This window comes from Melaminivora sp. (assembly GCF_032059615.1).
In the GTDB taxonomy this organism is placed as follows: domain Bacteria; phylum Pseudomonadota; class Gammaproteobacteria; order Burkholderiales; family Burkholderiaceae_C; genus Melaminivora.
Window position 1 is genome coordinate 17,089 of sequence record NZ_DAMCAM010000011.1, and the last position, 25,146, is coordinate 42,234.

Sequence of the window (25,146 nt, forward strand, 5' to 3'; positions counted from 1 at the left end):
AGAATCAGGCCAGCGCAGTGCGCATGGCCTCGATGACGGCCTGGTAGTCGGGCTGGCTAAAGATGGCGCTGCCGGCCACGAAGGTGTCGGCGCCGGCATCCGCCACGCGGCGGATGTTTTCTGCCTTGATGCCGCCATCGACCTCCAGCCGGATGTCGCGCCCGCTCGCCTCGATGCGTCGGCGCGCCGCCTCGATCTTGCGCAGCGTGCTGTCGATGAAGCTCTGGCCGCCAAAGCCCGGGTTCACGCTCATGAGCAGGATCAGGTCGATGTCCTCGATCACCCAGTCCAGCACATCCAGCGGCATGGCCGGGTTGAACGTGAGCCCGGCCCGGGCGCCGTGCGCCTTGATGTTCTGGATGCTGCGGTGCACGTGCGTGGACGCGTCGGGGTGGAAGCTGATGTAGTCGGCGCCGGCCTTGGCAAATGCCGTGGCCAGCTCGTCCACCGGCTGTACCATCAGGTGCACGTCGATCGGCACGGCCACGCCGTCTGGCGTCACCGCGTGGGGCTTGAGCGCCTGGCAGACCATGGGCCCGAGCGTCAGGTTGGGCACGTAATGGTTGTCCATCACGTCGAAGTGGATCCAGTCGGCGCCAGCGGCGATGACGCTGCGCACTTCCTCGCCCAGGCGGGCGAAGTCGGCCGAGAGGATGGAAGGGGCGATGCGAAAGGTGCGGCTCATGGCGCGCGATTGTCGCAGCAGGCCTGCCGGCTGCGGGCCGCGGGGCCATTGCCCCTTACCATCGCGCCATGTCGCTCAAGTACCAGTTCCAGGTCGATGTGCAGACCCGCCATGTGCCCGAGCCTTCGGATGCGGCCAGCGGCGCGTACAGCTTCGCCTACACCATCACCGTCACCAACACGGGCACCGTGGCCGCGCAGCTGATCGCGCGCCACTGGACCATCGTGGACGAGAACGGCCACACCGAGGAGGTCAGGGGCCTGGGCGTGGTGGGGCACCAGCCGCTGCTGCGCCCGGGCCAGTCGTTCCAGTACACCAGCGGCTGCCGGCTGCGCACGGCGCGCGGGACCATGCGCGGCAGCTATTTTTGCGTCGCCGAGGACGGCGAGCGCTTCGACTGCCCGGTGCCCGAATTCGTGCTGCAGGCGGGCGCCGCCGACATGCCGCCGCCCGACGCACCAGCGCCCCGGGTGCTGCATTGAGGCCCGCCGCACAGCCCCTGTCCGCGCTGCTGTCTCAGCTGGACCCGCAGGCGGGAGCGGCGCAGCGGCACGTGCAGCTCATGGCGCTGCTGGACTGGCTGCGCGGGGACGCACGCTCGATCGAGGCCGCCACGGCCCGCCTGACGCTGCTGGTGGAGACCGCCGAGCGCTCGCCCGCGGTGCGCGAGCGCCTGAACGCCTGGTGGCGGGCGCTGGTGGGCGCGCTGGACATTACCACGCTGCTGGCCGATTTTGGCTTCGCGCAACGCACCTCCATGGGCAGCGAGCTGACCGAGCGGCTGCGCTACAAGCTGCTGCCCATCAGCCCGGACACCCTGGACGCCTCCGAGCTGTTCATGCTGGCGCTGCCGGGCGAATTTGATGCGCGCTGGCTGGCCAGCCTGGACGAGGCGCTGCTGGCGCGGCTGCGTGAGCTGATCGTGCCCGACGTTCCGGTAGGGGAAAGCGTCACGCCGTGGCAGCGGGCGCTGCTGGATGCCATGACCTACTGCGCGGGCCAGATCCTGTCCACCGGCTTTGCGCCCGAGCTGCGCCTGCGCATGAGCGAGGCGGCGCGCGAGGCCCAGCCGTTTCACGCGCTGATCCGCGACGTGGAGAGCCTGCGCGTGGAGGTGCTGCACCCCCTGCGCACCGGTGACCGGCGCGAGGAGGCGGTGCAGCGCCTGCGCGAGCGGCTCGATGCCTGCCGGGCCGCGGCCGGCACGGTCTACACCCACCTCGAGGACAACGGCATCTCCGTGGGCCTGGTGTTTCGCCTGCGCCAGCTGCGTGAGCGCATTCTGCGCGAGCGCGAGCTGCTGGAGTGCCTGCTGTCGCCACGTCCGCTGGCGGCCAGCGTGCGCCTGCTGTCGCGCCTGATCATGGTGGGGCGCGAGCGGCGCAGCGTGCGCGCGCTGATCGCCTCCAACTCCTCCATGCTGGCGGCCAAGGTGGCCGAGCGCAGCGCCGAGACCGGCGAGCACTACATCACCCGCACCAGCGCGGAATACCTGGCCATGATGCGCATGGCCGCCGGCGGCGGCGTCGTCATGGCCTTCACCACGCTGCTCAAGCTGGGCCTGCACGCGCTGGCGCTGCCGGTGTTCTGGGGCGGCTTTCTGGCCGGGATGAACTACGCGGCCAGCTTCGTCGTCATCCAGATGCTGCACTTCACCGTGGCCACCAAGCAGCCGGCCATGACGGCGCCGGCCATGGCCGCCAAGCTGGGCGACCTGGACGCGAGCCCCGAGAGCGTGGAGGCCTTCGTGGACAAGGTGACCCACCTGGTGCGCTCGCAGGTGGCGGCGGTGCTGGGCAACGTGCTGCTGGTCTTTCCAGTGGTGCTGGCGCTGGCGCTGGCCCTGGCCGAGTTCAGGGGTGCGCCGCTGCTGGACGCAGCCGAGGCGCGGCATGTCCTCGGTTCGCTCAGCCTGCTCGGGCCGTCGGTGTTCTTCGCCGCGTTCACGGGGGTGCTGCTGTTCGCCTCCAGCATCTTCGCCGGCTGGATGGAGAACTGGTTCGTGCTGCGCCGCATGGACGGCGCCATCCAGTACCACCCGCGCATCGTGCGCGTGCTGGGCACGGCGCGCGCGGCGCGCTGGGCGCGCTGGCTGCGCGAGAACCTCTCGGGCGTGGCGGCCAACGTCTCGCTGGGCTTCATGCTCGGGCTGACGCCGGCTTTCGCCAGCTTCCTGGGCCTTGGGCTGGAGGTGCGCCACATCACGCTGTCCACCGGCCAGATCGGCGCGGCCGCCGCCACGCTGGGCTGGCAGGCGCTGCACGAGAGCGCCTTCTGGTGGGCGCTGGCCATGCTGCCCTTCAACGGCGCGCTGAACGTACTGGTCAGTTTTTACCTGGCTTTCCGCCTGGCCCTGCGGGCGCACAACGTCGGCCGGGTGGACCGCGAGCGCATCTACCGCGCGCTGCGCCGCCGGGCGCTGCAGGCGCCCCTGAGTTTCCTGCTGCCGCGCCGCGGCGTCTGATAAGGTGCGCTGCCCGGCGTCCTACAGAGGCCGGGCGCGAGGCGCGGATACATTCCCCCTCCCACGCTCCCCTCTTGCACGCGGCGCCGGCCGCGGGGTGCAGCACAGGACAAGCATTCATGAATGAACTGATGAGTTTCTGGGCCCAGTGGCTGCGCCCCTCGGCCGGTCTGCCGACGGTGCAGTGGTCGCTGCTGCTGGCCGCGGCCACGGCCGCGGGCTACCTGGTGCAGCGCTACAGCGGCCTGCCCAAGGTGGTGGGCTACACCCTGGTGGGCACGGTGGCGGGCCTGGCGGGCTTTGGCGGTGCGGTCTGGCCGCTGCAGGGCATCGGCCTGTTCCTGCTGGAGCTGGCCGTGGCGCTGGTGCTGTTCGAGGCCGGCGGGCGCATTCCGCTGCGCTGGTTTCGCCACAACCCCATGGTGCTGGTGCAGAGCATCGCCGAGTCGGCCCTGACCTATGGCGCGGTGTACTGGGCGCTGCTGTGGCTGGCCGTGCCCGAGCACGCGGCCGCGCCGCTGGCGCTGGTCTCCATTGCCGCCTCGCCCACGGTGCTGACCCGCGTGGTGGCCGACACCCGCGCTGCCGGTCCGGTGACCGACCGCGCCATCGTGCTGGCCACGCTGTCCTCGCTCTACGCCCTGGCCCTGAGCGGCGCGCAGACCGGCCTGATGAACCGCCCGGCCCTGCTCTGGCAGGAGGCCGTCTACCCGGTGCTGGTGGTGCTGGGTGTGTCGGTGATCGTCGGGGCACTGCTGTCACTGGTGCTGCGCCTGGCGCTGCGGGTGATGAGCCCGGGCAGCGAGAACACCTCCATCCTGCTGCTGGCCCTGATCGCCGCCGGCACCACGGTGGCCGCGCACATGGGCGGCTCGGCGCCGCTGGCGGCGCTGCTGGGCGGCATGCTGCTGAAACAGTTCAACCCCCGCCCCTGGGCCTGGCCGCGCCAGATGGGCACGGCCGCTTCGATCCTGACCATGCTGATGTTCGTGCTGGTGTCCACCGTGGCGGCGCAGGCCGACTGGAGCGCGCCGGTGGCCGGCGTGGTGCTGGCCCTGATCGCCGTGCGCCTGGTGGCCAAAGCCGTGGGGGTGGGCGTGGGCAACGTGGGCAGCGGCGCGAGCTGGCGCCAGGCCGTGTGGGTGAGCTGTGCCATGACGCCCATGTCGGCCATCGCCCTGCTGGTGGCCTCGCAGTTCGCCGCGGCCGACGCGCAGACGGGCGCGCTGATCACGCGCATCGCCCTGCCCGCCATCCTGCTGATGGAGGTGCTGGGCGCGGTCATCGCCACGCTGGCCATCTACCGCGCGGGCGAGAGCTCCAAGCCCTGGGCCATGGCCAGTGCCGGGCGCCGGGCGCCCACTGAAAGGGAACCTTCGTGAGCCTGGAAGCCTTCAACCGGTCGCAGCCCCTCACCCTCGGGGTGGAGCTGGAGCTGCAGCTGGTCAACACCCACGACTATGACCTGGCGCCCTATGCCGAGGACATGCTGCGCCTGATGCTCAAGAACCCGCTGCCCGGCAGCGTGGTGCCGGAGATGACCAACAGCATGATCGAGGTCTCCACCGGCGTGTGCCACTCCAGCAGCGAGGTGCTGGGGCAGCTGTCGCAGATCCGCGATGCGCTGGTGAGAAGCGCCGACAAGCTCAACATCGCCGTGGTCGGTGGCGGCACGCACCCTTTTCAGCAGTGGCACGAGCGGCGCATCTACGACAAGCCGCGCTTTCAGGAGCTGTCGCAGCTCTACGGCTATCTGTCCAAGCAGTTCACCATCTTCGGCCAGCACGTGCACGTGGGCTGCCCCAGCGCCGACGAGGCCCTGGTCATGCTGCACCGCATGAGCCGCTACATCCCGCACTTCATCGCGCTGTCGGCCTCCAGCCCCTACGTGCAGGGGCACGACACGGCGTTCGACTCGGCGCGGCTGAACTCGGTCTTTGCCTTCCCGCTGTCGGGGCGCGCGCCCTGCGTGCTGACCTGGGACCAGTTCGAGCAGTACTTCGACAAGATGACGCGCACCGGCGTGGTCAAGAGCATGAAGGACTTCTACTGGGACATCCGCCCCAAGCCCGAGTTCGGCACCATCGAGATCCGCGTCTTCGACACGCCCTTGACCATCGAGCGCGCCGCGGCGCTGGCCGGCTTCGTGCAGTCGCTGGCGGCGTGGTTCCTGGCCGAGGAGCCCTTCACCCCGAGCGAGGACGACTACCTGGTCTATACCTACAACCGCTTCCAGGCCTGCCGCTTCGGCATGGACGCGGTCTACGTCGATCCGGCCACGGGCAGCCACATGCTGCTGCGCGAGCACATCGTGCAGACCATAGACCACATCGCGCGCCACGCCGGGGCGCATGGCGCCTCGGGCGCGCTGCAGATGCTGCGCGGCGAGGCATCGGCCGGGCGCAACGACGCGCGCTGGCTGCGCGAGCGCATGCGCGACGAGCAGCTGCTGGCCGAGGTCAGCCGCCAGGCGTCGCTGCGCTTTCGCGGCGAGCCGCTGTGACAGGAGCCGCTCCCATGGGGGAGTTCGATCTCATCGCCCGCTACTTCCGGCGCCCGGCGCGCCGCGCCGCGCTGGGCGCGGGCGACGACTGCGCGCTGCTGGCGCTGGCGCCGGGCATGCAGCTGGCCGTCTCCAGCGACATGCTGGTCGAGGGCCGGCACTTCTTTGCCGACGCCTACCCCGCCCACCTGGGCCACAAGGCGCTGGCCGTGAACCTGTCGGACCTGGCCGCCTGCGGCGCGCGGCCGCTGGCCTTCACGCTGGCGCTGGCGCTGCCCCAGGTGGACGAGGTCTGGCTGGAGAGCTTTGCGCGCGGCCTGCTGGCGCTGGCCGACGAGCACGACTGCGAACTGATCGGCGGCGACACCACGCAGGGGCCGCTCAATCTGTGCATCACCATCTTCGGCGAGGTGCCGGCCGGCGGCGCCCTGCTGCGCAGCGGCGCGCGCGCGGGCAACGACCTGTGGGTCAGCGGCACGCCCGGGCTGGCGCGCTTGGCCCTGGACGCACTGCGCGGCCAGCTGGCCCTGCCCGGCGAGCTGCTGGCGGCCTGGCGCGTGCACCTGGAGCAGCCCACGGCGCGCGTGGCCCTGGGCCAGCGGTTGCGCGGCCTGGCCACGAGCGCCATCGACGTGAGCGATGGCCTGCTGGGCGACCTGAGCCATGTGCTGACGGCCTCGGGCGTGGGCGCGCTCGTCGAGGCCGATGTGCTCACGGATTTGATAGCTGCACATCCAGACGTGGCAACGGCTGAAGCCACTTTTGACCGAAACCTTCTGCGGCGCTGCGCGCTGGCCGGGGGCGACGACTACGAGCTGCTGTTCACCGCCCCGGCGGCGCAGCGCGCGGCTGTGCAGGAGGCGGCGCAGGCGAGCAACACGCCCGTCACGCGCATCGGCCGCATCGAGGCCGGGCGCGGCCTGCGGCTGGTCGATGCCCAGGGCCAGGCGCTGCAGGGGCAGTTTCCGTCGTTCGACCACTTCGCGTGAGGGCCTGCGCGCCTACAGGGGCGCCAGGCATGGGCCCACCCGTGGCCGGTCCGCATCTCCCCGGTGCAATGGCCCGTTGTCCCCTGGGAGAACAGGAACTGTGGCGTAATTTTCCTGTCAGAAAGCCAACCCGCCGGGTTGCCGCCCTCTGCCATGCAACGCCTGTCCTCCGTGCCCCGCCTCCCCTCGGTCCGGCGCCCGCCCCCGCGGCGCTGGGGCGGGTTCACGCTCATCGAACTGATGGTGGCCATGGCCGTCGTTGCCATCCTGGCCGCCGTGGCCCTGCCCTCGTACCGCGACTACGTGCAAAAAAGCCAGGAGCGCGGCGCGACGGCCGACCTGGTGGCGCTGGCGCTGGTGATGGAGAACTTCTTTCAGAAAAGGCTGGAGTACCCGGTACACGCCAGCCCCACGACCATCGCGCCGCTGCCCGGGGAGCGCAGCGAGCCGCTCAAGAGTGAACTCGACGGCTGGAGCCCCACGCAGGCACGCCATTTCAGCTACAGCCTGCGGTCAGACACCGGCAGCTATGTGCTGACGGCCGCGGCCACGGGGGGTACCTCGTGCACGCTGACCCTGAAGCAGAACAACCAGCGCGGCGCCACCGACGGCTGCAAACTGCCATCGCCATGGTGAATCCGGCCCCCGCCCCGTCCTTGCTGCTGCGCCGCCCGGGCGGTTTCACCCTGGTCGAGCTGGCCGTGGCGCTGGCCATCGCCGCGCTGCTGATGCTCATGGCGGCGCCGCTGGCCTCCGACTGGGTGCACGGCGCGCACACCCGGCAGGCACGCGCCGTGCTGGAGCAGGGCCATGCCCAGGCGCGCGCCCTGGCGCTGCGCAACCCGTGCGGCACGCCCGTGGCCGCCCGGTTGGCCCTGCGTTCTTCCGGTGCGCAGACGGTCGAAGTGAGCGTGCAGACGGGAGACGGGTCCGGCTCCTGCGCTTTTCTGGAAGACCACGCCGACCCCCAATGGTCGGCCCAGCTGCCCGCGGGCGTGGCGCTGAGCTGGAACGACCGGCCGCTGGTCGCTGGCGAAGCGCAGCAACTGGACCTCGACAGCCGTGGCCAGCCGGCGAGCCCGGCCCGCTTCGTCCTGAGCCAGGGAGACCGACGCAATGACGAGCACGGCACGTTCCCCTAGGGGCGCCCTGCGCCGCTCCTGCCGGGCGCCGCATGGGGCTGAACCGGGGCGGCCCAGGCGCCAGCGCGGCGATTCGCTGCTGGAGGCACTGATCGGCATCCTGCTGCTGGGCGTGCTGGGGCTGGGGCTGAGCTATGCGGCCGGCCGCATCATCCACGCCCGGCGCTACGCCAGCGTGCAGCACATGGTGCTGGCGCAGATGCGCGAGGTGTTGCAGACCCAGGGCGTGCAGGCCCTGTGCGCCAGCCCGACCCCGGCGCTTGGGTCGCTGCCCGTCCTGCCCGCCGGGGCCTCGGGCAAGCCCGCGCGGACGGTGGCCCTGCAGGTCGCCTGCACGACCGGCAGCGTCACGGTCTCGGCGCAGGGCGTCGCCGGCTCGGAAGTCACTCTGGACGGCGTGGCGACACGGGTCGTGCTATCGTCCGACGACGAGGAGCTGCTCGGCCCGGGCAGCCTGACCCTGGGGCAGTGACCGTGCGCCCGCGCCCCGCCCTCCGCCCTCCCATGCGCCAGCGCGGCGCGACGCTGACCGGCCTGATGGTGGGGCTGATGATCTCCATGGTCGTGGTGCTGGCGACCCTGGGGCTGTACCAGAGCCTGGTGCGCGCGACGGGCACGGCGCAGCAGGACACGCGTCAGGACACCCTGCGCAGCGCGTCCCTGCTGTCGGCCGGCATGGCGCTGCAGGATGCGGGGTTTGGCCTGGAAGCACCCGATCCTCAAGCCCAGCTGCTCAGGGTGGCCGCGCAGGCAGGCGTCGCCCTGCTGTGGATGCAGAACACCGGCACACAGAGCGGGCCGCAATGCACCGGCCTGTTCGCCCCCGACAGGGGCGGGCTGTTGCGACTGCCCGCGCAGGCCTGCACGGACCTGGTCGGCTGGAACTGGCAGGCCGGCCTGCTCCCCCTTCTTGCCGCAGCTGCGGACCAGCCGCCCCAGCCCCGGGTGGCCATTGCACTGGAGCCGTCCGCCGCGTGCAGCCCCTACGGCATGTCCCTGGGCCCATTCCAGGCCCCGCGCGTCGTGCTTGCCTCCCGCAGCCACACCGGCGTCGAGCTCACGAGCACGCACTGCCTGGTCAACTTTGCAGCGGCCCCAGGCGCTGCAGGACGCGCGCCATGACCGCGCCCCGGCGCCGCCAGCGCGGCATCGCCACGGTGCTCATCGTGCTGCTGGTGGGCCTGACGCTCACCGCCGGCGTGCTGGGCACGGTGGCGCACGTGCGCAGCCTGCAGGAGCAGGACGTCGCCACGCATGCGCAGACGCAGGCGCAGGTCAAGGCGTGGCTGGGGGCTGATCTGGTGCGCCAGTACCTGGAACGCCTGCAGCAGCAAGGCCAGTTCGAAAATTTGAAGGCCCAGGGCGCGGCTGTTTTGACGTTTGCAGGTGGCGTGGACGCCGGGGTGCTGGGCGCCGAAATCACGAAATTTGCTGCCGACGGCAGCGTGCATGTGCAGGTCACCGGCGTGGGCGCGCCGGGCACGCGCGCCGAGGCGCGCTCGGTGCTGCAGGTGGTCTATGACATTGAGCAGGCACGAACAGCCGCACCTGCCCAGCCTCTTGCCTCGGCAGTTTTTCGCGGCGACGTGAACATCAGTGGCGGCACCACCAGCTTCAACCACGACAAGACGCCCGTCAAAAGCTATGAAAAGATCGCCGTCGATGGACGCCTGAATATCGGCAGCGCCTCGCAGGCCAAGATATCGGGCTGTGCCAAAGGGGATATCAATCTCAGCGGCGGCGGCATTGATGAGAATGCCGAACTGAGTTCCCAGAACGGGAGCATCACGATAGCAGGCATGAGTCCCCCGAAAAATGCCAGTCTGTGGGGACGCTCCATCCATGTGGGCAACAGTGGCAGCGGCTCCTATCGCGCGCTCAAGGCAGGGGCTTACCAGACCAACCTTCTGGTCGGACCTGTCGTCGTCGGTACGACTGCAGCGGGGGGAACCCTGCTGCCTGGCACCGCCGGCCCAGGTGTGCCCTGGGCGACGGGCACCGTGCTCCCCTGGCCAGCCGGGCATTTGGTGGTGACACTCACCGACGGCAGCAAGCATCTGCTGGACATGCGCCGCGTTCAGATCAACGGGAAGACGGGCGCCGTCACCGACGCCCGTGCAGCGGTCGTGCAATTGAGCGGCCGCACCACCACGGAAAAGACGGAATTTCCCGACAGCTTCCTCCTGCAGTCCACTGCCATCAACGGGGGCGGCATCGACCTGTACAGCCTGAAGGTTGCACAAACCTGGGGCTATCACATCGCCATGAAAGGCTACGGCGGCGAGTATGAGCAGGTATGGCCGGCAGGCAACCTTGAAGTGGTCACAGCCGTCATGGAACAACTCCGGGGCGGGGGCGACCTGTGGGCCACCGCGGGCGGGTGCAGTTCACCGGGAAACTGCTGGAATGTTCCAACCGTCCGAAACAAAAGCCCGATTGCCGGAAAAATCTACTACGGCAGCGGCAAAGCCGTGCTGACCGGCAACTTCCCGGGAATCGAGCAACAGAAAACCAATACCTCACCAGGACTGCCGGGAGTCCCCTTTTGCGACACCCGTGTTTCAGCCTTTGACGCAGCCGCCTACCGCTCACAGGCCAACTATATTTTTGAGTTCGATCTCAAGGGCCAGCCGCGGCTGACCATTCAGCACGTCAAGCTGCGTCGCAAGGGCCAGAGCAACGGCGATATCAGCGTGGACAAAGCGGATATCGATCTGCTCAAGGTGGACCCGGTTGGCACGCCCCTGGCCAACATGACCCTGCGCCGCATGTTCGGCGAGGATTTTCTCGGCTGCAACAACCAGTCCCCCGCCAACCCGTCGGTGGATGCCCTGGCCTGCCTGCGCTCGGCCACGCCGACCACCGGCTGGCATCTGCGCGGCATCACCAAGTTTCCGCCGGGCATTGCCTTGTTCATCGGTCCGGTCATCATCGACGGAGTCGCTTCCAGCCAGGGGGTGCTCTACAACACCCTGCTTGCCACGGGCAGCATCACCCTCACGGGCAGCGGCCATGGCCCCCTGGTGGCGCCCAATTTCGCCAGACCCGTCACCAGCGTCTGCGGCGGTCCGTTTTACCCGGCCAACCTGTGCAGTGGGGAAGACAAGCTTGTCACTTATTTCGGGACGGACTCCCAGGGCATAACCCAGAAAATGCAGGGATTGCCTCTGGCCAACCTGGCCACCGCCACCAACGCCAGTTTTATCGGCAATTCATGGGACGGCGTCAATGGCCTCAAGGGCCACGTGATCATCGGCGAGGGCTTTCAGACCGGAGGGGCCACCATTCGGGTGGAGGGAACCATCACCGTGGGCGTCAACCAGCGAAGCAACACCGTGGTGCAGCAGGGGGGCTTCCAACTGGACACCACCGGCCTGTCAGAAGACCAGCAGAAACTTCCTCCCCCGCCCAACGCAGTCGCCGGACCGGGGCAAGTCCGCCTGAAATGGGCCCGCTACCAGTAACGCCCCGCCTCCCTCCCGCCCCACCCGCGGCGCGTGCCCGACAATCGCGCTCCTGACGCTTTCCTTCCTGCTGGACATGCCCGCATCGCGCCCGACGACCCGCTTTCTCCTGGCCCATCCGGCCCATTTCTTCGCCATGGGCTGCGGCAGCGGCTTGGCGCGCGTGGCTCCGGGCACGGTGGGCACGCTGTGGGGCTGGCTGGCCTTTCTGGTGCTGCAGCTGTGGCTGACGCCTGCGGGCATGGGCCTCGTGATCGCCCTGGCGCTGCCGCTGGGCTGGTGGGCCTGCACGGTGACGGCGCGGCACCTGGGCGTGGCCGACCCGGGCCCCGTGGTGTGGGACGAGATCGTCGCCATCTGGCTGGTGCTGTGGCTGGCCATGCCCATGGGCCTGCTCGGCCAGCTGGTCGCCTTCGGGCTGTTTCGCTATTTCGATGCCGCCAAGCCCGGCCCCGTGGCCTGGGCCGACCGCACGTTCAAGGGCTTTGGCTGGCGCGGCGGCCTGGGCATCATGCTCGACGACCTGGTGGCCGCCGGCTGCACGCTGCTGGTCATTGCGCTGTGGCGGCACTTTCTCGGCTGAGGCGGAGCGGAGGACGCATGAGTCTGCTACCCAAAAAAGAGCACAACCTCGTTGATACACAAGGGCTCGAGGCCGATTTGACCCATATCTCCAGCGTGCTGCTGCAGCGCCGTTGGATGCTGGCCACGGCCGAGAGCTGCACCGGTGGCCTGATCGCCGCGGCCTGCACCGACCGGGCCGGCTCCAGCCAGTGGTTCGAGCGCGGCCTGGTCAGCTATTCCAACGAGGCAAAAAGCGAGCTGCTGGCCGTACCGCCCGCGCTGATCGCCGCCCACGGCGCGGTAAGCGAGCCGGTGGCGCGCGCCATGGCGCAAGGGGCGCTGGCGCACTCGCGCGCGCAGGTGGCGCTTGCCGTCACCGGGGTGGCCGGCCCCTCGGGCGGCAGCGCGGACAAGCCCGTGGGCACGGTCTGGCTGGCCTGGTGCCTGGCCGGGCGCACCCACAGCGAATGCCGGCACTTTGCCGGCGACCGCGCCGCCGTGCGCGCGGCCACCGTGGCGCACGCGCTGGCGCGGCTGGCGCAGCTGCTGGGCTGAAAAGATCTGGCCGGGCCCGGAGTTGCCCGCCTTCCTGGAGGAGAGGCGGGCGCCGGGCCCGGCCGGGCTCAGGCCGCTGGGGGCGCGGCCACGTGCTCGCGCCGCTGCACGACCACGAAGCGGTCGGCCACGAAGGCGAGCGTGGTGTAGCTGGCGTTGGCCGCCGGGTTGCCGCCCGTGGCGTGGTAATCCGAGAACGCCGCTGACTGGTTCACGTACACGCCCTGCGTCAGGTTGATGGACAGCGCCACGCGGGCGTTGCGCGCCAGCTGCACGGCGCGGTCGAGCCAGGCGCGATCGGTGGAGTACACGCCCAGGGTCAGCGCGCCCTGCTCGCGCAGCGTGCTGGCAGCCACCTCCAGCGCGGCGTCGGCCGAGTCGGTGGCGACCACGAAGGACACGGGCCCGAAGCACTCCCTGCCGTAGATGGCGGCGTCCTGCTGCGTGAGCGCGACGAGGACCGGCGTGTGCATGCGCGCGCCGGGGTAGTCGGGGTGGTCCACGGCGCGCGAGGCCAGCAGCACGCGGCCCTTGCCGGACGCCTCCCGGATGCGCTCGACCGTCTGCGGCGCGCTGATGGCGCCCAGCACGGCGGTGACCACGCGCGGGTCGGACAGCAGCTTGTCCACCGCCGCAGCCAGGTCCTGCCCGACCTGCTCGAAGCTCTTGTGGCCCTCGTCGGTCTGGATGCCGTCCTTGGGCACCAGGATGTTCTGCGTGGTGGTGCACATCTGGCCGCTGTAGAGCGACAGCGTGAACGCCAGGTTGCGCAGCATGGCGGCGTACTGGTCGGTGGACTCGACGATGACCGTGTTGACGCCGGCCATCTCGGCGTACAGCCGCGCCTGGCGCGCGTTGTCGCCGAGCCAGCGGCCGAACTCGTTGCTGCCGGTGAAGTCGATGCTGGCCACGGCCGGGTCGCGCGCCAGCTGCTGGGTGTGCGCGGGGTCCTCGCTCAGGGCCAGCTGCACCAGGTTGGCGTCCAGGCCCTGCTCGGTGAGCACCTCGCGCAGGATGGACACCGAGATCGCCGCCGGCAGCACCGCGTTGGGATGGGGCTTGACGATGACCGGGTTGCCCGTGGCCAGCGCCGCGAACAGGCCCGGGTAGGTGTTCCAGGTCGGGAAGGTGGCGCAGCCGATCACCAGCGCCACGCCCCGGCCCACGGTCTCGAAGTGCTTTTGCATGGCCAGCGGCGGGTTCTTGCCCTGGGGCTTTTCCCACAGCGCCTGCTCAGGCACGTCGGCCAGCGCCTTCCAGGCGTAGGCGATGGCTTCCAGCGCGCGGTCCTGGGCGTGCGGGCCGCCGGCCTGGAAGGCCATCATGGGGCCCTGGCCGGTGGTCAGCATGACCGCGTGGGCGATCTCGTGGCTGCGCTTGTGGATGCGCGTGAGCGCCTCCAGCAGCACGCCGAAGCGGCCCTTGCGGCCCAGCTGCGCCCAGGGGCGCTCGGCGGCCCGGGCCGAGGCGATCAGCGCCTCGGGCTCGCACTCGGGGTAGCGCACGCCGATATCCACGCCATAGGGCGACTGCTCGGTGGCGACGCGGCCCACCTCGCCGGGCTGCTCCAGCGGATAGTCCTTGCCCAGCAGCGCCTGCACGGCCGCCTGGCCGTCGGCCTGGGCGGTCTCGCCATAGACCTTGGGCGAGGCCATCTCCGGGAAGGGCGACCAGTAGCCGCGCGTGGCCAGGGCGTCCAGGGCGCCCTGCAGCAGCGCGCGGTGGGTGTCGAACAAGCTCATGGAAAAGTCTCCTGTCTAGGGTTTATCCGGGTGTTGGTTTGACTTGCATCAGAAAGCAACTGCAGCATATTATCGACCGACCGATCGGTCAATGATGTGTTGACCCAGCACAAAACAATGTTGGCAAAGCAGTGCCCCGCCAACGAGAACCTCTTCACGACCCGCCCATGTCCGAGCTTCCGTCCGCACCTACCGCGCCCGCCCAGGCCGCCGAGCCGCTCGTGCTGAGCAGCGCCCACGCCGGCGTGCTGACGCTCACGCTCAACCGCCCGGCCGCCCTCAACAGCTTCACCACGGCGCTGCACGCCGAGCTGCTGGCGGCGCTGGACGCCGCGGCCGCCGACCCCGCCGTGCGCTGCGTGGTGCTGACCGGCGCGGGCCGGGCCTTCTGCGCCGGGCAGGACCTGGCCGACCCTGCCGTCGCCCCGCAAGCCGGCGCCGCGCCCAAGGACCTGGGCGACGTCATCGAGCGCTGGTACGCACCCCTGTGCCTGCGCCTGCGCAGCATGCCGGTGCCGGTGGTGGCCGCTGTCAACGGCGTGGCCGCCGGTGCGGGCGCCAGCATCGCGCTGGGCTGCGACATGGTGGTGGCGGCGCGCTCGGCCAGCTTCATCCAGGCGTTTGCCAAGATCGGCCTGCTGCCCGACAGCGGCGGCACCTGGCTGCTGCCGCGCCTGGTGGGCCGCGCGCGCGCCCTGGGCCTGGCGCTGCTGGGCGACAAGCTGGGCGCCGAAGAGGCGCAGCGCATGGGCCTGATCTGGCAATGCGTGGACGACGAGCAGCTGCAGCCGGCGGTGCGGGCCCTGGCCACGCGCCTGGCCGGCATGCCGGTCAAGGCGCTGGTGGGCATCCGCGCCGCCCTGGACGAGGCCCTGCTGATGGACTGGGAGGACGCCCTGGCCAACGAGGCCGCCCAGCAGCGCAGGCTGGGCAGTGCCCCCGACTACCGCGAGGGCGTGCAGGCCTTCGCCGAGAAGCGCGCCCCGCAATTCCAGGACCGCTGAAACCCAGGCCACACAAGCGCTTTTAGCTATCAAAATATTTTCAGCCCCCCATGTCCGAACAAATCCTGACCGCCCAGCAGACCGCCGACCACGTGCGCGCCGGCATGCTGGCCCGCGACCGCGCCACGCAGAGCCTGGGCATGCGCATCACCGCCATGGGCCCGGGCACCGCGACGCTCACCATGACCGTGCGCGCCGACATGCTCAACGGCCACGCCACCTGCCACGGCGGCTTCATCACGGCGCTGGCCGATTCGGCCTTTGCCTTCGCCTGCAACTCGGGCAACGAGCTGACCGTGGCCTCGGGCCTGGCCATCGACTTCGTGGCCCCGGCGCGCGAGGGCGACACGCTCACGGCCAGCGCCCACGAGGTCTCGCACGCCGGGCGCACCGGCGTCTATGACGCGAGCGTGCACAACCAGCACGGCGAGCTGATTGCCGTGTTCCGCGGGCGCTCGTACCGCATGAAGGGCAAGCCGGCCGTGCCCCAGGCCGCCAGCGCCTGAACCACAAGACCAAGACCCCAGGAGACCTTCCCGCATGTCCCCCACGCGCCCTGCCCCCGGCGAGCTCGAACCCATAGAGACCGCCAGCCGCGACGAAATCCAGGCCCTGCAGCTGCAGCGCCTACGCTGGTCGCTCAAGCACGCCTACGAGAACGTGCCGCACTACCGGCGCAGCTTCGATGAGCGCGGCGTGCACCCGGACGACCTGAAGACCCTGGCCGACCTGGCGAAGTTTCCGTTCACCACCAAGGGCGATCTGCGCGAGAACTACCCCTTCGGCATGTTCGCCGTGCCGCGCAACCAGATCCTGCGCATCCACGCGTCCTCGGGCACCACGGGCAAGCCCACGGTGGTTGGCTACACCGCGCGCGACATCGACACCTGGGCCAATCTGGCGGCGCGCTCAATCCGCGCCGCTGGCGGGCGCCCGGGCGACATGGTGCACATCGCCTACGGCTACGGCCTGTTCACCGGCGGCCTGGGTGCGCACTACGGTGCCGAGCGCGCCGGATGCACCGTCGTGCCCATGTCGGGTGGGCAGACGGAAAAGCAGGTGCAGCTGATCCACGATTTCAAGCCCGACATCATCATGGTGACGCCGTCGTACATGCAGGTCATCGTCGAGGAGTTCGCGCGCCAGGGCATGGATGCGCGCGACAGCTCGCTCAAGGTGGGCATCTTTGGCGCCGAGCCCTGGACGGAGGCCATGCGCCGCGAGATCGAGCACAGCGCCGGCATCAAGGCGGTGGACATCTACGGCCTGTCCGAAGTCATGGGCCCAGGCGTGGCCAGCGAGTGCGTGGAGACCCAGGACGGCCCGACCATCTGGGAAGACCACTTCTACCCCGAGATCATCGACCCGATCACCGGCGAGGTGCTACCCGATGACGCCGAGGGCGAGCTGGTCTTCACCACGCTCACCAAGGAAGGCCTGCCGGTGATCCGCTACCGCACGCGCGACCTGACGCGCCTGCTGGCGCCCACGGCGCGGTCGTTCCGGCGCATGGGCAAGATCGTCGGACGCTCGGACGACATGCTCATCATCCGCGGGGTCAACATGTTCCCCACGCAGATCGAGGAGATCGTGCTGGCGCACGAGAAGCTGTCGGGCCAGTACCAGATCGTGGTCTCGCGCGACGGCAACCTCGACAAGGTGGAGGTGCGCTGCGAACTGCAGCCCGGCGCCTGCGAGCCGGGCAGCCCCGAGGTGCAGGAGATCACCGGCTGGGTGCAGCACCGCATCAAGACGCTGGTGGGCATCAGCACCCGCGTGCTGGTGCTGCCCACCGACTCCATCGAGCGCACGCTGGTGGGCAAGGCCCGCCGCGTGATCGACCACCGCCCACGCTGACCCGCAACTGCGCATGGCCCGTGCCTGCGCAGTTTTCCATCCCCATTTTTCGACCGACCAGTCGGACTAAGAATTCCTTCAACCGCAACCCAAAGAGAGAGAGGAGACAAGCGTCATGAACAAGGAAAAATTGGCCCAGTCCATGGAGTTCCCGCCACCGATCGAGCAGCCCAACGTCTATCCGCTGTCCTGGCACCAGCACACCAAGAAGCTCGAAGAGATCTGGGACGCCTCGCGCCGCGAGGTCTGGGATCCGAAGAAGCTTCCCTGGGACACCTTCAACGTGGGCAAGTACACCTGGGAGCAGCGCGAGGCGATCGCCTACTGGTGGACGCTCTTGTCGGTGTTCGACGCCTCGGCGCCTCCGGTGTTCGCCGCGGCCATGATCAAGACCTACGAGGCACACGAGGAAGACGCCGTGCGCCGCTGCTTCTTCAGCGTCACGCAGGACGAGCAGAACCATGAGCAGATGTGCGGCATGGCCATCACCAAGTTCCTCGAGCACCCCGATCCGCTGACCTACCAGCCCAAGACCGAGCTGGGCAAGCGTCTGCAGAAGAACGCTCAGTGGCTGTACTACAACGGCGGGCGCTACTGGAACGGCTACAAGACGGCGGTGCCCAAGTACAGCCTGGCGGTGCTGTTCTCGTCCTTCCTGATGGGCGAGATTGCCGCCGCGACCATCTTCCACCAGATGGCCGCAGGCTGCACCGAGCCGGTGTTCAAGGAGGCCTTCCGCAACATCGGCAAGGACGAGGGCCGCCACATGGGCATCTGCCTGGCGCTGATGGAGCGCGACTACCCCAAGCTCGCCATCGAGGACCGCAGCATCATCACCAAGCAGATCCGCGCCGGCTACCTGTTCCTGTCGGCCGTGCTGTTCGAGCCGCCGATGGATTTCTGGGACCTGCCCGAGGACTTCATCGACAACCAGCGCGCGGGCGAGGCCGTGGCGCGCGCGGCCGGCTTTGCCATCCCCGAGTACGAGGCCAAGAAGAACAACTGGCGCTCGGCCATCTTGAACCTCAAGGGTGCGCTGGACAAGTACGGCATCCCGTTCCCGGCCATTCCCGAAGTCGGCATCACCGGCGAGGAAGTGTCCGACGTGGACCTGGACGACATCATCCCCGTGTTCTGATTCTGCGATGACTGCAAACATCAAGCTCTACCCCTCGGGCCAGACCGTCGCGTGCGACAGCGGCCAGACCGTGCTCGAAGCCCTGGAACGCTCGGGCTACGCCCTGCCCAACAACTGCCGCGCCGGCGCGTGCGGCGAGTGCAAGGTGCGGGTGCGCTCGGGCGAATTCGACCAGGGCTTCGTGCTGGACATGGCCCTGTCGCAGGACGAGCGGGCCCAGGGGTATGGCCTGATGTGCATGGCCAAGCCGCTGTCGCCCGAGCTCGAGATCGAGTGGGGCACGGCGGACGCCAAACCCAAGCTGTTCCCGCCGCGCGAGTCGCAGTACGCCGTGCTGGTGGACCGCATCGCGCGCACCCCGCGCATCACCGAGTTCGTGCTGCGCCCGCTGGGCGAGCCCATGCGCTTCTGGCCCGGGCAGTACGTGCTGCTGGGCGACCAGAGCCGCGGCGTGCCCGTGCGCTCGTATTCGCTGGCCAACGCGCCGCGCCCCGACGGCGAGCTGCGCCTGCAGGTCACGCGCGTTGACGCGGGCGAGGCCGACACCCCCGCCGGGCGCACCAGCCGCTGGCTGCACGACGAGGTGCAGCTGGGCCAGCAGCTGCGCTTTTCCGGCCCGCACGGCACCTTCATCGGCGACCCGGCCGTGGACACGCCCGTGCTGTGCCTGGCCGCCGGCTCGGGCCTGGCGCCCATCCTGTCGCTGGCCGAGGCCGCGCTGCGCCGCGGCTATGCCCGGCCCGTCACCCTGATGTTCTCCGCCCGCGAGGCGGCCGATCTGTACGATCAGGGGCTGATGCATTACTGGCAGGCGCGCTACCCCAATTTCCGCTACCTGCCCACGCTCACCCGGGCGCAGCAGGAAGGCGTGGCCCAGGGCCGCATTCCGCAGATCCTGGGCCAGCACTTTCCCGACCTGAGCCAGCACAGCGTCTTCATCGCCGGCACCACCGGCTTCGTCGACGACTGCGTGGCCGCCGCTCGCGCCCTGGGCGCGCCGGCCGGGCAGATCCACACCGAAGGCTTCTTCGCCCAGGCCTGAAGGCCGGGCGAGCGACAGACAGCCGCAGCAACGAGGAACACCCCCATGTACACCCAGGCAATGGACACGATGGCCCCGGAGGCCGGCGCGCCACAGGCCGTGCGCAGCGCCGAGCAGGCACGCCTGCAGGAGCGCTTCGACGAGCGCATCGACGCGGGCGAGTTCATCGAGGCCAAGGACTGGATGCCCGAGAACTACCGCCGCACCCTGGTGCGCCAGATCAGCCAGCACGCGCATTCCGAGATCGTCGGCATGCTGCCCGAAGGCAACTGGGTCACGCGCGCGCCCACGCTCAAGAGAAAAGCCATCCTGCTGGCCAAGATCCAGGACGAGGGCGGCCACGGCCTGTACCTGTACTCGGCCGCCGAGACGCTGGGCACCTCGCGCGACCAGATGCTGCACGCCCTGCACACGGGCCGCGCGAAATACAGCTCCATCTTCAACTATCCGACGCTTTCCTGGGCCGACGTGGGCGTGATCGGCTGGCTGGTCGATGGCGCGGCCATCATGAACCAGGTGCCGATCTGCCGCTGCTCCTATGGGCCGTACGCGCGCGCCATGGTGCGCATCTGCCGCGAGGAGAGCTTCCACCAGCGCCAGGGCTACGACGCCCTGCTGACCATGATGCAAGGCGGCACCGACGCCCAGCGCGCCATGGTGCAGGACGCGGTCAACCGCTGGTGGTGGCCGTCCCTGATGATGTTCGGCCCGCCCGACGACCAGTCGCCCAACACCGAGCAGTCCATGCGCTGGGGCATCAAGCGCATCTCCAACGACGACCTGCGCCAGAAATTCATCGACGCCACCGTGCCGCAGGCCCGGGTGCTGGGCGTGCAGCTGCCCGACCCGGACCTGAAGTGGAATGCCGAGCGCGGCCACCACGACTTCGGTCCCATCGACTGGAGCGAGTTCTGGCGCGTGGTCGGCGGCGAGGGCCCGTGCAACCGCGAACGCCTGGCCGCGCGTGTCAAGGCCTGGGACGACGGCGCCTGGGTGCGCGAGGCGGCCCTGGCGCACGCCGCCAAGAGCGCCCAGCCAGAGCGTGCGGTGGCCTGATATTGGCGTCCCACAACGATATGTAGCTATCAAATTCGTTAATCCTGAATTCCTGAAGACACCATGAGCACCACCCCCGACACCGTCCCCACCGCCAACGAATGGCCCCTGTGGGAAGTCTTCGTGCGCAGCAAGGCCGGGCTGGACCACAAGCACTGCGGCAGCCTGCACGCCGCCGACGCGAAGATGGCCATCCAGATGGCGCGCGACGTCTATACCCGGCGCCAGGAGGGCACCAGCATCTGGGTCGTGCGCTCCGAACAGATCGTCGCCAGCGACCCGGCCGACAAGGACATGTACTTCGGCCCGTCCGAGGACAAGATCTACCGCCACCCCACCTTCTACGTCCTGCCCCAGGCCGTGGACCACATGTGAGAGGGCCCCACGCGTGCAAAGCATCCGCATTGGCCAGGACCCGCATTTCCAGTACCTGCTGCGCCTCTCAGACACCTGCCTGATCCTGGCCCAGCGCCTGTGCGAGTGGTGCGGCCACGCGCCCATCCTCGAAGAAGACATCGCCCTGTCCAACATGGCGCTCGACCTGGTCGGCCAGGCGCGCGCGCTGCTCACGCGTGCCGGGGCCGTCGACGGGCGCGGGCATGACGAGGACCAGCTGGCCTTCCTGCGCGGCGAGGGCGACTACCTGAACGCCACCCTGGCCGAGCTGCCGCGCGGCGACTTCGCCTTCACCTGCCTGCGCAACGCCGTGCTGGCCACGCTGCTCAAGCTCCTGTGGCAGCGCCTGCAGGAGTCCAGCGACGCCGAGCTGGCGGCCATCGCCGGCAAGGCCGTCAAGGAGGCGCGCTACCACCAGGAGCACGCCGGCGACTGGGTGGTGCGCCTGGGCGACGGCACGGCCGAGTCGCGCGCACGCATGCAGGCGGCGCTGGCCCAGCTGTGGCCCTACACGGCCGAGCTGTTCGACACGGATGCCGTGGACGAGCACGCACGCGCCAGCGGCCTGGGTCCGCGCTGGGCCGACCTCAGGGACGAGTGGCTGGCCGAGATGCAGGCCCTGCTGGCCGCGGCCGACCTGCAGGTGCCGGCGCAGGGCGCCTTCCTGAGCACCGGCCGGCGCGGCGTGCACAGCGAACACATGGGCCGCATCCTGGCCGAAATGCAGTACCTGCAGCGCTCCTACCCCGGAGGGGTGTGGTGAGCCTGGCGCTCGTGCCCAGCCCCGACGCGCGCGTGCAGCAGGCCTGGAGCGTGCTGCACGGCGTGCCCGACCCCGAGGTGCCGGCCATCTCGCTGTGCGACTTAGGCATCGTGCGCGACGTGCGCGAGGACGCCGGGGGCGGCCTGGAGATCGTGCTCACGCCGACCTACTCCGGCTGCCCTGCCACCGAGGTCATCGAGGCCGATGTGCTTGCCGCCCTGCAGGCCGCCGGCCTGGGCCCGGCGCGTGTCACGCTGCAGCGCGCCCCGGCCTGGACCACCGACTGGATCAGCGCCGCCGGCCGCGAGAAGCTGCGCGCCTACGGCATCGCCCCGCCCGGCCCGGTGGCCGCCGATGCTGCCCGGCCCCTGGTCTTCCTGCCCCGGCGCAAGCCCGAACCCGGCCTGGCCTGCCCGCGCTGCGCCAGCACCCGCACCGAGCGCCTGGCGGCCTTCGGCTCGACGCCCTGCAAGGCGCTGTGGCGCTGCCTGGCGTGCCATGAGCCGTTCGAGCATTTCAAGCCGATCTGATGCCCCCGCACGCCCTGCCCCTTCCGCACTCCTTCCCCCCCGGGGGAAGGTGGGGATGGGGGCCGGCTGGCTCGGGGCACGGTGCCCGGGATTGCCCCCGTCGCTGGCCCCCACCCCCGCCCTCCCCCAGAGGGGGAGGGAGCTTTACAACCACAGTTCCCCCCCGCCATGAGCGTCACCTTCCACTCCCTGCGCGTGCGCTCCATCGAGCCCGACACGCCCGAAGCCGTCATCGTCACCTTCGACGTCCCGGCCGAGCTGCGCCCGGACTTCGGCTTCACCCAGGGCCAGTACCTCACCCTGCGCACGCGCGTGGGCGGCGAGGATCTGCGCCGCTCCTACTCCATCTGCGCCGGTGTCGATGACGGCGAGCTGCGCGTGGGCGTGCGCCGCGTGCCCGGCGGCGTGTTCTCCAACTGGATCCACAGCTCCCTGCAGGTGGGCGGGCAGATCGACGTCATGGTGCCCCAGGGGCGCTTCCACGTGCCGCTCGATGCGGCCGCGCGCCGCCACTACCTGGCCATTGCCGGGGGCAGCGGCATCACGCCCATCCTGTCCATCCTGAAGACCGTGCTCGCCCGCGAGCCGGGCAGCCGCGCCACTCTGCTGTACGCCAACCGCAGTCTGCAGTCCACCATGTTCAAGGAGGAGCTGGAGGACCTGAAGAACCGCTACCTGCACCGCCTGGCGCTGCACCACGTGTTTTCGGCCGAGCAGACCGACGCGCCGCTCAACATGGGCCTGATGGACCGGGCCAAGGTGGGCGAATTCCTCGCCACGCTGGTGCCGGCCCAGGGCATCGACGAGGCCTTCATCTGCGGCCCCTTCCAGATGAACGACGAGGCCGAGGCGGCGCTGCTGGCCGCGGGCGTGCCCGAGGAGCGCATCCACATCGAGCGCTTCGGCATCGCGCTGTCGCCGGCCGGCCAGGCCGGCGCCGTCGAACACCAGGCGGCGCAGCCGGGCGACGCCGAGCAGGCGCGCATCACCATCGTGCGCGACGGCCTGTCGCGCGACTTCACCTTCACGCGCGGACAGCCAAGCATCCTGGACGCGGCCAGCGCCGCCGGGCTGGAGGTGCCGTTCTCCTGCACCTCGGGCGTGTGCGGCACCTGCCGCGCCAAGTGCGTCCAGGGCGAGGTGCGCATGGAGCGCAACTTCGCCCTGGACAAGGCCGAGGTCGAGGCCGGCTTCGTGCTGACCTGCCAGTGCCGCCCGCTGACCCCGCAGGTGCTGCTGTCGTTTGACGAGCGCTGAGGCGCGCTGCCCGGCAACGCAACAAGGACAAGGAAAGGACCCCACCCGATGGCACGTGGACGCTCGGCCGGCTATGAAGACCAGCGCGAACTGATCCTGGAGCACGCGGCGCAGCTGTTTGCGCAGCGTGGCTACACCGCCGCCTCCATGAACGAGGTGGCCGAGGCCTGCGGCCTGTCCAAGCCCGCGCTCTACCACTACTTTCGCGACAAGTACGACCTGCTGGTGCACATCGCCGAAGGCCACGTCAGCCGCCTGCAGGTGCTGGTGGGCGAGGTGCAGGCGCTCGGCCTCACGCCCGAGGAGCGCCTGCGCGCGCTGATCCAGCGCTTCGTGCTGGAGTACGCCCGCGCCAAGTACGCTCACCGCGTGCTGACCGAGGACGTGAAGTTCCTCAAGGAGGACGACCGCCTGCGCATCCTGGGCAGCGAGCGCCAGGTGGTGGCGCATTTCTCGCTGGCGGTGGGCCAGCAGTGGCCGCACATCGCCGCCGCCGGCCTGGGCACGCCCACGGCCATGCTGCTGTTCGGCATGATCAACTGGATGTTCACCTGGTTCCGCCCCGAGGGCAGCCTGACCTACGAGGACTTGGCGCCCATGGTGGCCGACCTGTTCTTCGGCGGGGTGCCCGCCATGCGTCTGCCCGCCGCCCCGGAGCACGACCGGTGAGCGCCCTTTTTTCTGTATTTTTTACCGCCGGGTCAGGGCTTTGCCCGGTGCGCGGCAGCGGGTCGATGCTTCATCATTTGCCCCCGCTCCCGGTGTATTCCTGACGCATTCCCGATTTCTCAACGCCCCATCCTTCAAGGAGACAAAACCATGAAAAAACGCTGGACCCCCATTGCCCTGGTGGCCGCAAGCCTTCTCGCCGCCAGCGGCGCCGCCCTGGCGGACGTCAACGTCGGCGTTACCGTCTCGGCCACGGGCCCCGCGGCATCGCTCGGCATCCCGGAGAAGAACACCATCGGCCTGATGCCGCGCACCATCGGTGGCGAGAAGATCAACTACATCGTGCTCGACGATGCGTCCGACACCACCAACGGCGTGTCCAACACGCGCAAGCTGATCAGCGAGAACAAGGTCGACATCATCCTGGGTTCGAGCACCACGCCCGTGTCGCTGGCCATGATCGACGTGGTCTCCGAGGCCAAGACGCCCATGATCTCGATGGCTGCCTCGGCACGCATCGTCGAGCCCATGGACGACAAGCGCAAGTGGGTCTTCAAAACGCCCCAGAACGACATCATGATGTCGCTGGCCATCGTCGAGCACATGGCCGCGGCCGGCGTCAAGACCGTGGGCTTCATCGGTTTCTCCGACGCCTACGGCGAGGGCTGGTACCAGGAATTCACCAAGGCGGCCGAGCTGAAGAAGCTCAAGATCGTCGCCAACGAGCGCTACAACCGCACCGACACCTCGGTGACCGGTCAGACCCTCAAGATCATGGCCGCCAAGCCCGACGCGGTGCTGGTCGCCGGCTCGGGCACGCCGGCCGCCCTGCCGCAGAAGACGCTCAAGGAGCGCGGCTACGCCGGCAAGTACTACCAGACGCACGGCGTGGCCAATGCCGACTTCCTGCGCGTGGGCGGCAAGGACGTGGAAGGCACGCTGTTGCCCGCGGGTCCCGTGCTGGTGGCCGACCAGCTGCCGGCCAGCCACCCGGTCAAGGCCTCAGCCATGGCCTACGTCAAGGCCTACGAGGACGCGCACGGCAAGGGCAGCGTCTCCACGTTCGGTGCGCACGGCTGGGACGCCGGCGTGCTGATGGCCGCCGCCGTCCCGGTGGCGCTCAAGAAGGCCAAGCCCGGCACGGCCGAGTTCCGCTCGGCGCTGCGCGATGCGCTCGAGCAGCTCAAGGAAGTGCCCGGCGCACACGGCATCTTCACCATGTCGCCCAACGACCACCTGGGCCTGGACCAGCGCGCGCGCGTGATGGTCAAAATCGAGAACGGCACCTGGAAGTACCAGCCCTGAGCCACCAGCCCTGCGGACTGG

At 69.7% G+C, this 25,146-nt stretch carries 26 protein-coding genes; 24 read left to right on the forward strand and 2 right to left on the reverse strand.

Going from position 1 to position 25,146, the window contains the following annotated elements; genetic code table 11:
• Positions 1 to 4 precede the first annotated feature (4 nt).
• Positions 5 to 685 carry a ribulose-phosphate 3-epimerase gene (gene rpe / locus RT051_RS03905; protein WP_313072089.1) on the reverse strand — a complete coding sequence of 227 codons (681 nt, stop codon included), beginning with the start codon at positions 683 to 685 and terminating at the stop codon, positions 5 to 7.
• A 68-nt stretch (positions 686 to 753) separates the two neighbouring features.
• On the opposite strand from rpe, the gene apaG reads away from it, so the two are divergent.
• The 12 genes from apaG (at position 754) to RT051_RS03965 (ending at position 12,366) form a co-directional block, all read left to right on the forward strand.
• The gene (gene apaG / locus RT051_RS03910) at positions 754 to 1,167 is read left to right on the forward strand and encodes a Co2+/Mg2+ efflux protein ApaG (protein WP_313072092.1); all 414 of its coding nucleotides are present in this window, start codon (positions 754 to 756) and stop codon (positions 1,165 to 1,167) included.
• Positions 1,164 to 3,149, forward strand: a complete 1,986-nt coding sequence (locus tag RT051_RS03915; protein ID WP_313072097.1) for a site-specific recombinase — start codon at positions 1,164 to 1,166, stop codon at positions 3,147 to 3,149. Before apaG ends, RT051_RS03915 begins: the two co-directional genes overlap by 4 nt.
• Positions 3,150 to 3,268: 119 nt before the next feature.
• The gene (locus RT051_RS03920; RefSeq protein WP_313072102.1) at positions 3,269 to 4,531 is read left to right on the forward strand and encodes a cation:proton antiporter; all 1,263 of its coding nucleotides are present in this window, start codon (positions 3,269 to 3,271) and stop codon (positions 4,529 to 4,531) included.
• Positions 4,528 to 5,652 carry a YbdK family carboxylate-amine ligase gene (locus RT051_RS03925; protein ID WP_313072106.1) on the forward strand — a complete coding sequence of 375 codons (1,125 nt, stop codon included), beginning with the start codon at positions 4,528 to 4,530 and terminating at the stop codon, positions 5,650 to 5,652. Before RT051_RS03920 ends, RT051_RS03925 begins: the two co-directional genes overlap by 4 nt.
• A gap of 14 nt (positions 5,653 to 5,666) precedes the next feature.
• Complete coding sequence (gene thiL, locus RT051_RS03930) at positions 5,667 to 6,641, forward strand: thiamine-phosphate kinase (protein WP_313072110.1); 975 nt, start codon at positions 5,667 to 5,669, stop codon at positions 6,639 to 6,641.
• A gap of 153 nt (positions 6,642 to 6,794) precedes the next feature.
• Positions 6,795 to 7,277, forward strand: coding sequence for a type IV pilin protein (locus RT051_RS03935; RefSeq protein ID WP_313072114.1), 483 nt, complete (start codon positions 6,795 to 6,797; stop codon positions 7,275 to 7,277).
• Positions 7,271 to 7,783 carry a prepilin-type N-terminal cleavage/methylation domain-containing protein gene (locus tag RT051_RS03940; RefSeq protein ID WP_313072118.1) on the forward strand — a complete coding sequence of 171 codons (513 nt, stop codon included), beginning with the start codon at positions 7,271 to 7,273 and terminating at the stop codon, positions 7,781 to 7,783. The genes RT051_RS03935 and RT051_RS03940 overlap by 7 nt, the downstream gene beginning before the upstream one ends.
• A complete protein-coding gene (locus tag RT051_RS03945; protein WP_313072121.1) occupies positions 7,758 to 8,255 on the forward strand; it encodes a hypothetical protein in 498 nt (165 codons plus the stop codon). Before RT051_RS03940 ends, RT051_RS03945 begins: the two co-directional genes overlap by 26 nt.
• Positions 8,256 to 8,287: 32 nt before the next feature.
• Complete coding sequence (locus RT051_RS03950; protein ID WP_313072125.1) at positions 8,288 to 8,905, forward strand: hypothetical protein; 618 nt, start codon at positions 8,288 to 8,290, stop codon at positions 8,903 to 8,905.
• Positions 8,902 to 11,247, forward strand: coding sequence for a hypothetical protein (locus RT051_RS03955; RefSeq protein ID WP_313072128.1), 2,346 nt, complete (start codon positions 8,902 to 8,904; stop codon positions 11,245 to 11,247). The genes RT051_RS03950 and RT051_RS03955 overlap by 4 nt, the downstream gene beginning before the upstream one ends.
• A gap of 76 nt (positions 11,248 to 11,323) precedes the next feature.
• On the forward strand, positions 11,324 to 11,830 hold the full coding sequence (locus RT051_RS03960; RefSeq protein ID WP_313072132.1) for a phosphatidylglycerophosphatase A: 507 nt from the start codon (positions 11,324 to 11,326) through the stop codon (positions 11,828 to 11,830).
• A 116-nt stretch (positions 11,831 to 11,946) separates the two neighbouring features.
• Positions 11,947 to 12,366 carry a CinA family protein gene (locus RT051_RS03965; protein WP_313072238.1) on the forward strand — a complete coding sequence of 140 codons (420 nt, stop codon included), beginning with the start codon at positions 11,947 to 11,949 and terminating at the stop codon, positions 12,364 to 12,366.
• A 68-nt stretch (positions 12,367 to 12,434) separates the two neighbouring features.
• Here RT051_RS03965 and paaN read toward each other — a convergent pair whose 3' ends face one another.
• Positions 12,435 to 14,108 carry a phenylacetic acid degradation protein PaaN gene (gene paaN, locus RT051_RS03970; RefSeq protein WP_313072136.1) on the reverse strand — a complete coding sequence of 558 codons (1,674 nt, stop codon included), beginning with the start codon at positions 14,106 to 14,108 and terminating at the stop codon, positions 12,435 to 12,437.
• 167 nt (positions 14,109 to 14,275) lie between these two features.
• On the opposite strand from paaN, the gene RT051_RS03975 reads away from it, so the two are divergent.
• From RT051_RS03975 to RT051_RS04030, 12 genes are all read left to right on the forward strand, one after another.
• Positions 14,276 to 15,112 carry an enoyl-CoA hydratase-related protein gene (locus RT051_RS03975; protein WP_313072140.1) on the forward strand — a complete coding sequence of 279 codons (837 nt, stop codon included), beginning with the start codon at positions 14,276 to 14,278 and terminating at the stop codon, positions 15,110 to 15,112.
• 50 nt (positions 15,113 to 15,162) lie between these two features.
• Complete coding sequence (gene paaI, locus RT051_RS03980; RefSeq protein WP_313072144.1) at positions 15,163 to 15,618, forward strand: hydroxyphenylacetyl-CoA thioesterase PaaI; 456 nt, start codon at positions 15,163 to 15,165, stop codon at positions 15,616 to 15,618.
• 34 nt (positions 15,619 to 15,652) lie between these two features.
• Entirely contained in the window at positions 15,653 to 16,969 is a 1,317-nt protein-coding gene (paaK, locus tag RT051_RS03985) for a phenylacetate--CoA ligase PaaK (RefSeq protein WP_313072147.1), read from the forward strand.
• 115 nt (positions 16,970 to 17,084) lie between these two features.
• The gene (locus RT051_RS03990) at positions 17,085 to 18,107 is read left to right on the forward strand and encodes a hypothetical protein (RefSeq protein WP_313072150.1); all 1,023 of its coding nucleotides are present in this window, start codon (positions 17,085 to 17,087) and stop codon (positions 18,105 to 18,107) included.
• 7 nt (positions 18,108 to 18,114) lie between these two features.
• Positions 18,115 to 19,149 (forward strand): 2Fe-2S iron-sulfur cluster-binding protein, encoded by a 1,035-nt coding sequence (locus RT051_RS03995; RefSeq protein ID WP_313072154.1) that lies wholly within the window; start codon positions 18,115 to 18,117, stop codon positions 19,147 to 19,149.
• 45 nt (positions 19,150 to 19,194) lie between these two features.
• Positions 19,195 to 20,205: a 1,2-phenylacetyl-CoA epoxidase subunit PaaA gene (gene paaA, locus RT051_RS04000; RefSeq protein ID WP_313072158.1), complete on the forward strand. Its 1,011-nt coding sequence runs from the start codon at positions 19,195 to 19,197 to the stop codon at positions 20,203 to 20,205.
• Between the two features lie 63 nt (positions 20,206 to 20,268).
• Entirely contained in the window at positions 20,269 to 20,580 is a 312-nt protein-coding gene (gene paaB / locus RT051_RS04005; RefSeq protein WP_313072161.1) for a 1,2-phenylacetyl-CoA epoxidase subunit PaaB, read from the forward strand.
• Between the two features lie 13 nt (positions 20,581 to 20,593).
• Complete coding sequence (paaC, locus tag RT051_RS04010; protein ID WP_313072165.1) at positions 20,594 to 21,364, forward strand: 1,2-phenylacetyl-CoA epoxidase subunit PaaC; 771 nt, start codon at positions 20,594 to 20,596, stop codon at positions 21,362 to 21,364.
• Entirely contained in the window at positions 21,361 to 21,894 is a 534-nt protein-coding gene (gene paaD, locus RT051_RS04015) for a 1,2-phenylacetyl-CoA epoxidase subunit PaaD (protein ID WP_313072170.1), read from the forward strand. The genes paaC and paaD overlap by 4 nt, the downstream gene beginning before the upstream one ends.
• Before the next feature lie 168 nt (positions 21,895 to 22,062).
• The gene (paaE, locus tag RT051_RS04020; RefSeq protein ID WP_313072174.1) at positions 22,063 to 23,151 is read left to right on the forward strand and encodes a 1,2-phenylacetyl-CoA epoxidase subunit PaaE; all 1,089 of its coding nucleotides are present in this window, start codon (positions 22,063 to 22,065) and stop codon (positions 23,149 to 23,151) included.
• A gap of 48 nt (positions 23,152 to 23,199) precedes the next feature.
• Complete coding sequence (locus RT051_RS04025; RefSeq protein WP_313072179.1) at positions 23,200 to 23,820, forward strand: TetR/AcrR family transcriptional regulator; 621 nt, start codon at positions 23,200 to 23,202, stop codon at positions 23,818 to 23,820.
• Between the two features lie 150 nt (positions 23,821 to 23,970).
• On the forward strand, positions 23,971 to 25,125 hold the full coding sequence (locus tag RT051_RS04030; protein ID WP_313072182.1) for an ABC transporter substrate-binding protein: 1,155 nt from the start codon (positions 23,971 to 23,973) through the stop codon (positions 25,123 to 25,125).
• Positions 25,126 to 25,146: the final 21 nt, after the last annotated feature.

Coding starts and splice junctions, on each gene's coding strand:
- RT051_RS03975 (WP_313072140.1), top strand. CDS start 14,276: ATGTCCGAGCTTCCGTCCGCACCTACCGCGCCCGCCCAGGCCGCCGAG.
- RT051_RS03955 (WP_313072128.1), top strand. CDS start 8,902: ATGACCGCGCCCCGGCGCCGCCAGCGCGGCATCGCCACGGTGCTCATC.
- RT051_RS03950 (WP_313072125.1), top strand. CDS start 8,288: ATGCGCCAGCGCGGCGCGACGCTGACCGGCCTGATGGTGGGGCTGATG.
- apaG (WP_313072092.1), top strand. CDS start 754: ATGTCGCTCAAGTACCAGTTCCAGGTCGATGTGCAGACCCGCCATGTG.
- RT051_RS03945 (WP_313072121.1), top strand. CDS start 7,758: ATGACGAGCACGGCACGTTCCCCTAGGGGCGCCCTGCGCCGCTCCTGC.
- rpe (WP_313072089.1), bottom strand. CDS start 685: ATGAGCCGCACCTTTCGCATCGCCCCTTCCATCCTCTCGGCCGACTTC.
- paaB (WP_313072161.1), top strand. CDS start 20,269: ATGAGCACCACCCCCGACACCGTCCCCACCGCCAACGAATGGCCCCTG.
- paaI (WP_313072144.1), top strand. CDS start 15,163: ATGTCCGAACAAATCCTGACCGCCCAGCAGACCGCCGACCACGTGCGC.
- paaE (WP_313072174.1), top strand. CDS start 22,063: ATGAGCGTCACCTTCCACTCCCTGCGCGTGCGCTCCATCGAGCCCGAC.
- RT051_RS04025 (WP_313072179.1), top strand. CDS start 23,200: ATGGCACGTGGACGCTCGGCCGGCTATGAAGACCAGCGCGAACTGATC.
- RT051_RS03920 (WP_313072102.1), top strand. CDS start 3,269: ATGAATGAACTGATGAGTTTCTGGGCCCAGTGGCTGCGCCCCTCGGCC.
- thiL (WP_313072110.1), top strand. CDS start 5,667: ATGGGGGAGTTCGATCTCATCGCCCGCTACTTCCGGCGCCCGGCGCGC.
- paaN (WP_313072136.1), bottom strand. CDS start 14,108: ATGAGCTTGTTCGACACCCACCGCGCGCTGCTGCAGGGCGCCCTGGAC.
- RT051_RS03935 (WP_313072114.1), top strand. CDS start 6,795: ATGCAACGCCTGTCCTCCGTGCCCCGCCTCCCCTCGGTCCGGCGCCCG.
- paaA (WP_313072158.1), top strand. CDS start 19,195: ATGTACACCCAGGCAATGGACACGATGGCCCCGGAGGCCGGCGCGCCA.
- RT051_RS03960 (WP_313072132.1), top strand. CDS start 11,324: ATGCCCGCATCGCGCCCGACGACCCGCTTTCTCCTGGCCCATCCGGCC.
- RT051_RS03990 (WP_313072150.1), top strand. CDS start 17,085: ATGAACAAGGAAAAATTGGCCCAGTCCATGGAGTTCCCGCCACCGATC.
- RT051_RS03940 (WP_313072118.1), top strand. CDS start 7,271: ATGGTGAATCCGGCCCCCGCCCCGTCCTTGCTGCTGCGCCGCCCGGGC.
- RT051_RS04030 (WP_313072182.1), top strand. CDS start 23,971: ATGAAAAAACGCTGGACCCCCATTGCCCTGGTGGCCGCAAGCCTTCTC.
- RT051_RS03965 (WP_313072238.1), top strand. CDS start 11,947: ATGCTGGCCACGGCCGAGAGCTGCACCGGTGGCCTGATCGCCGCGGCC.
- paaK (WP_313072147.1), top strand. CDS start 15,653: ATGTCCCCCACGCGCCCTGCCCCCGGCGAGCTCGAACCCATAGAGACC.
- RT051_RS03995 (WP_313072154.1), top strand. CDS start 18,115: ATGACTGCAAACATCAAGCTCTACCCCTCGGGCCAGACCGTCGCGTGC.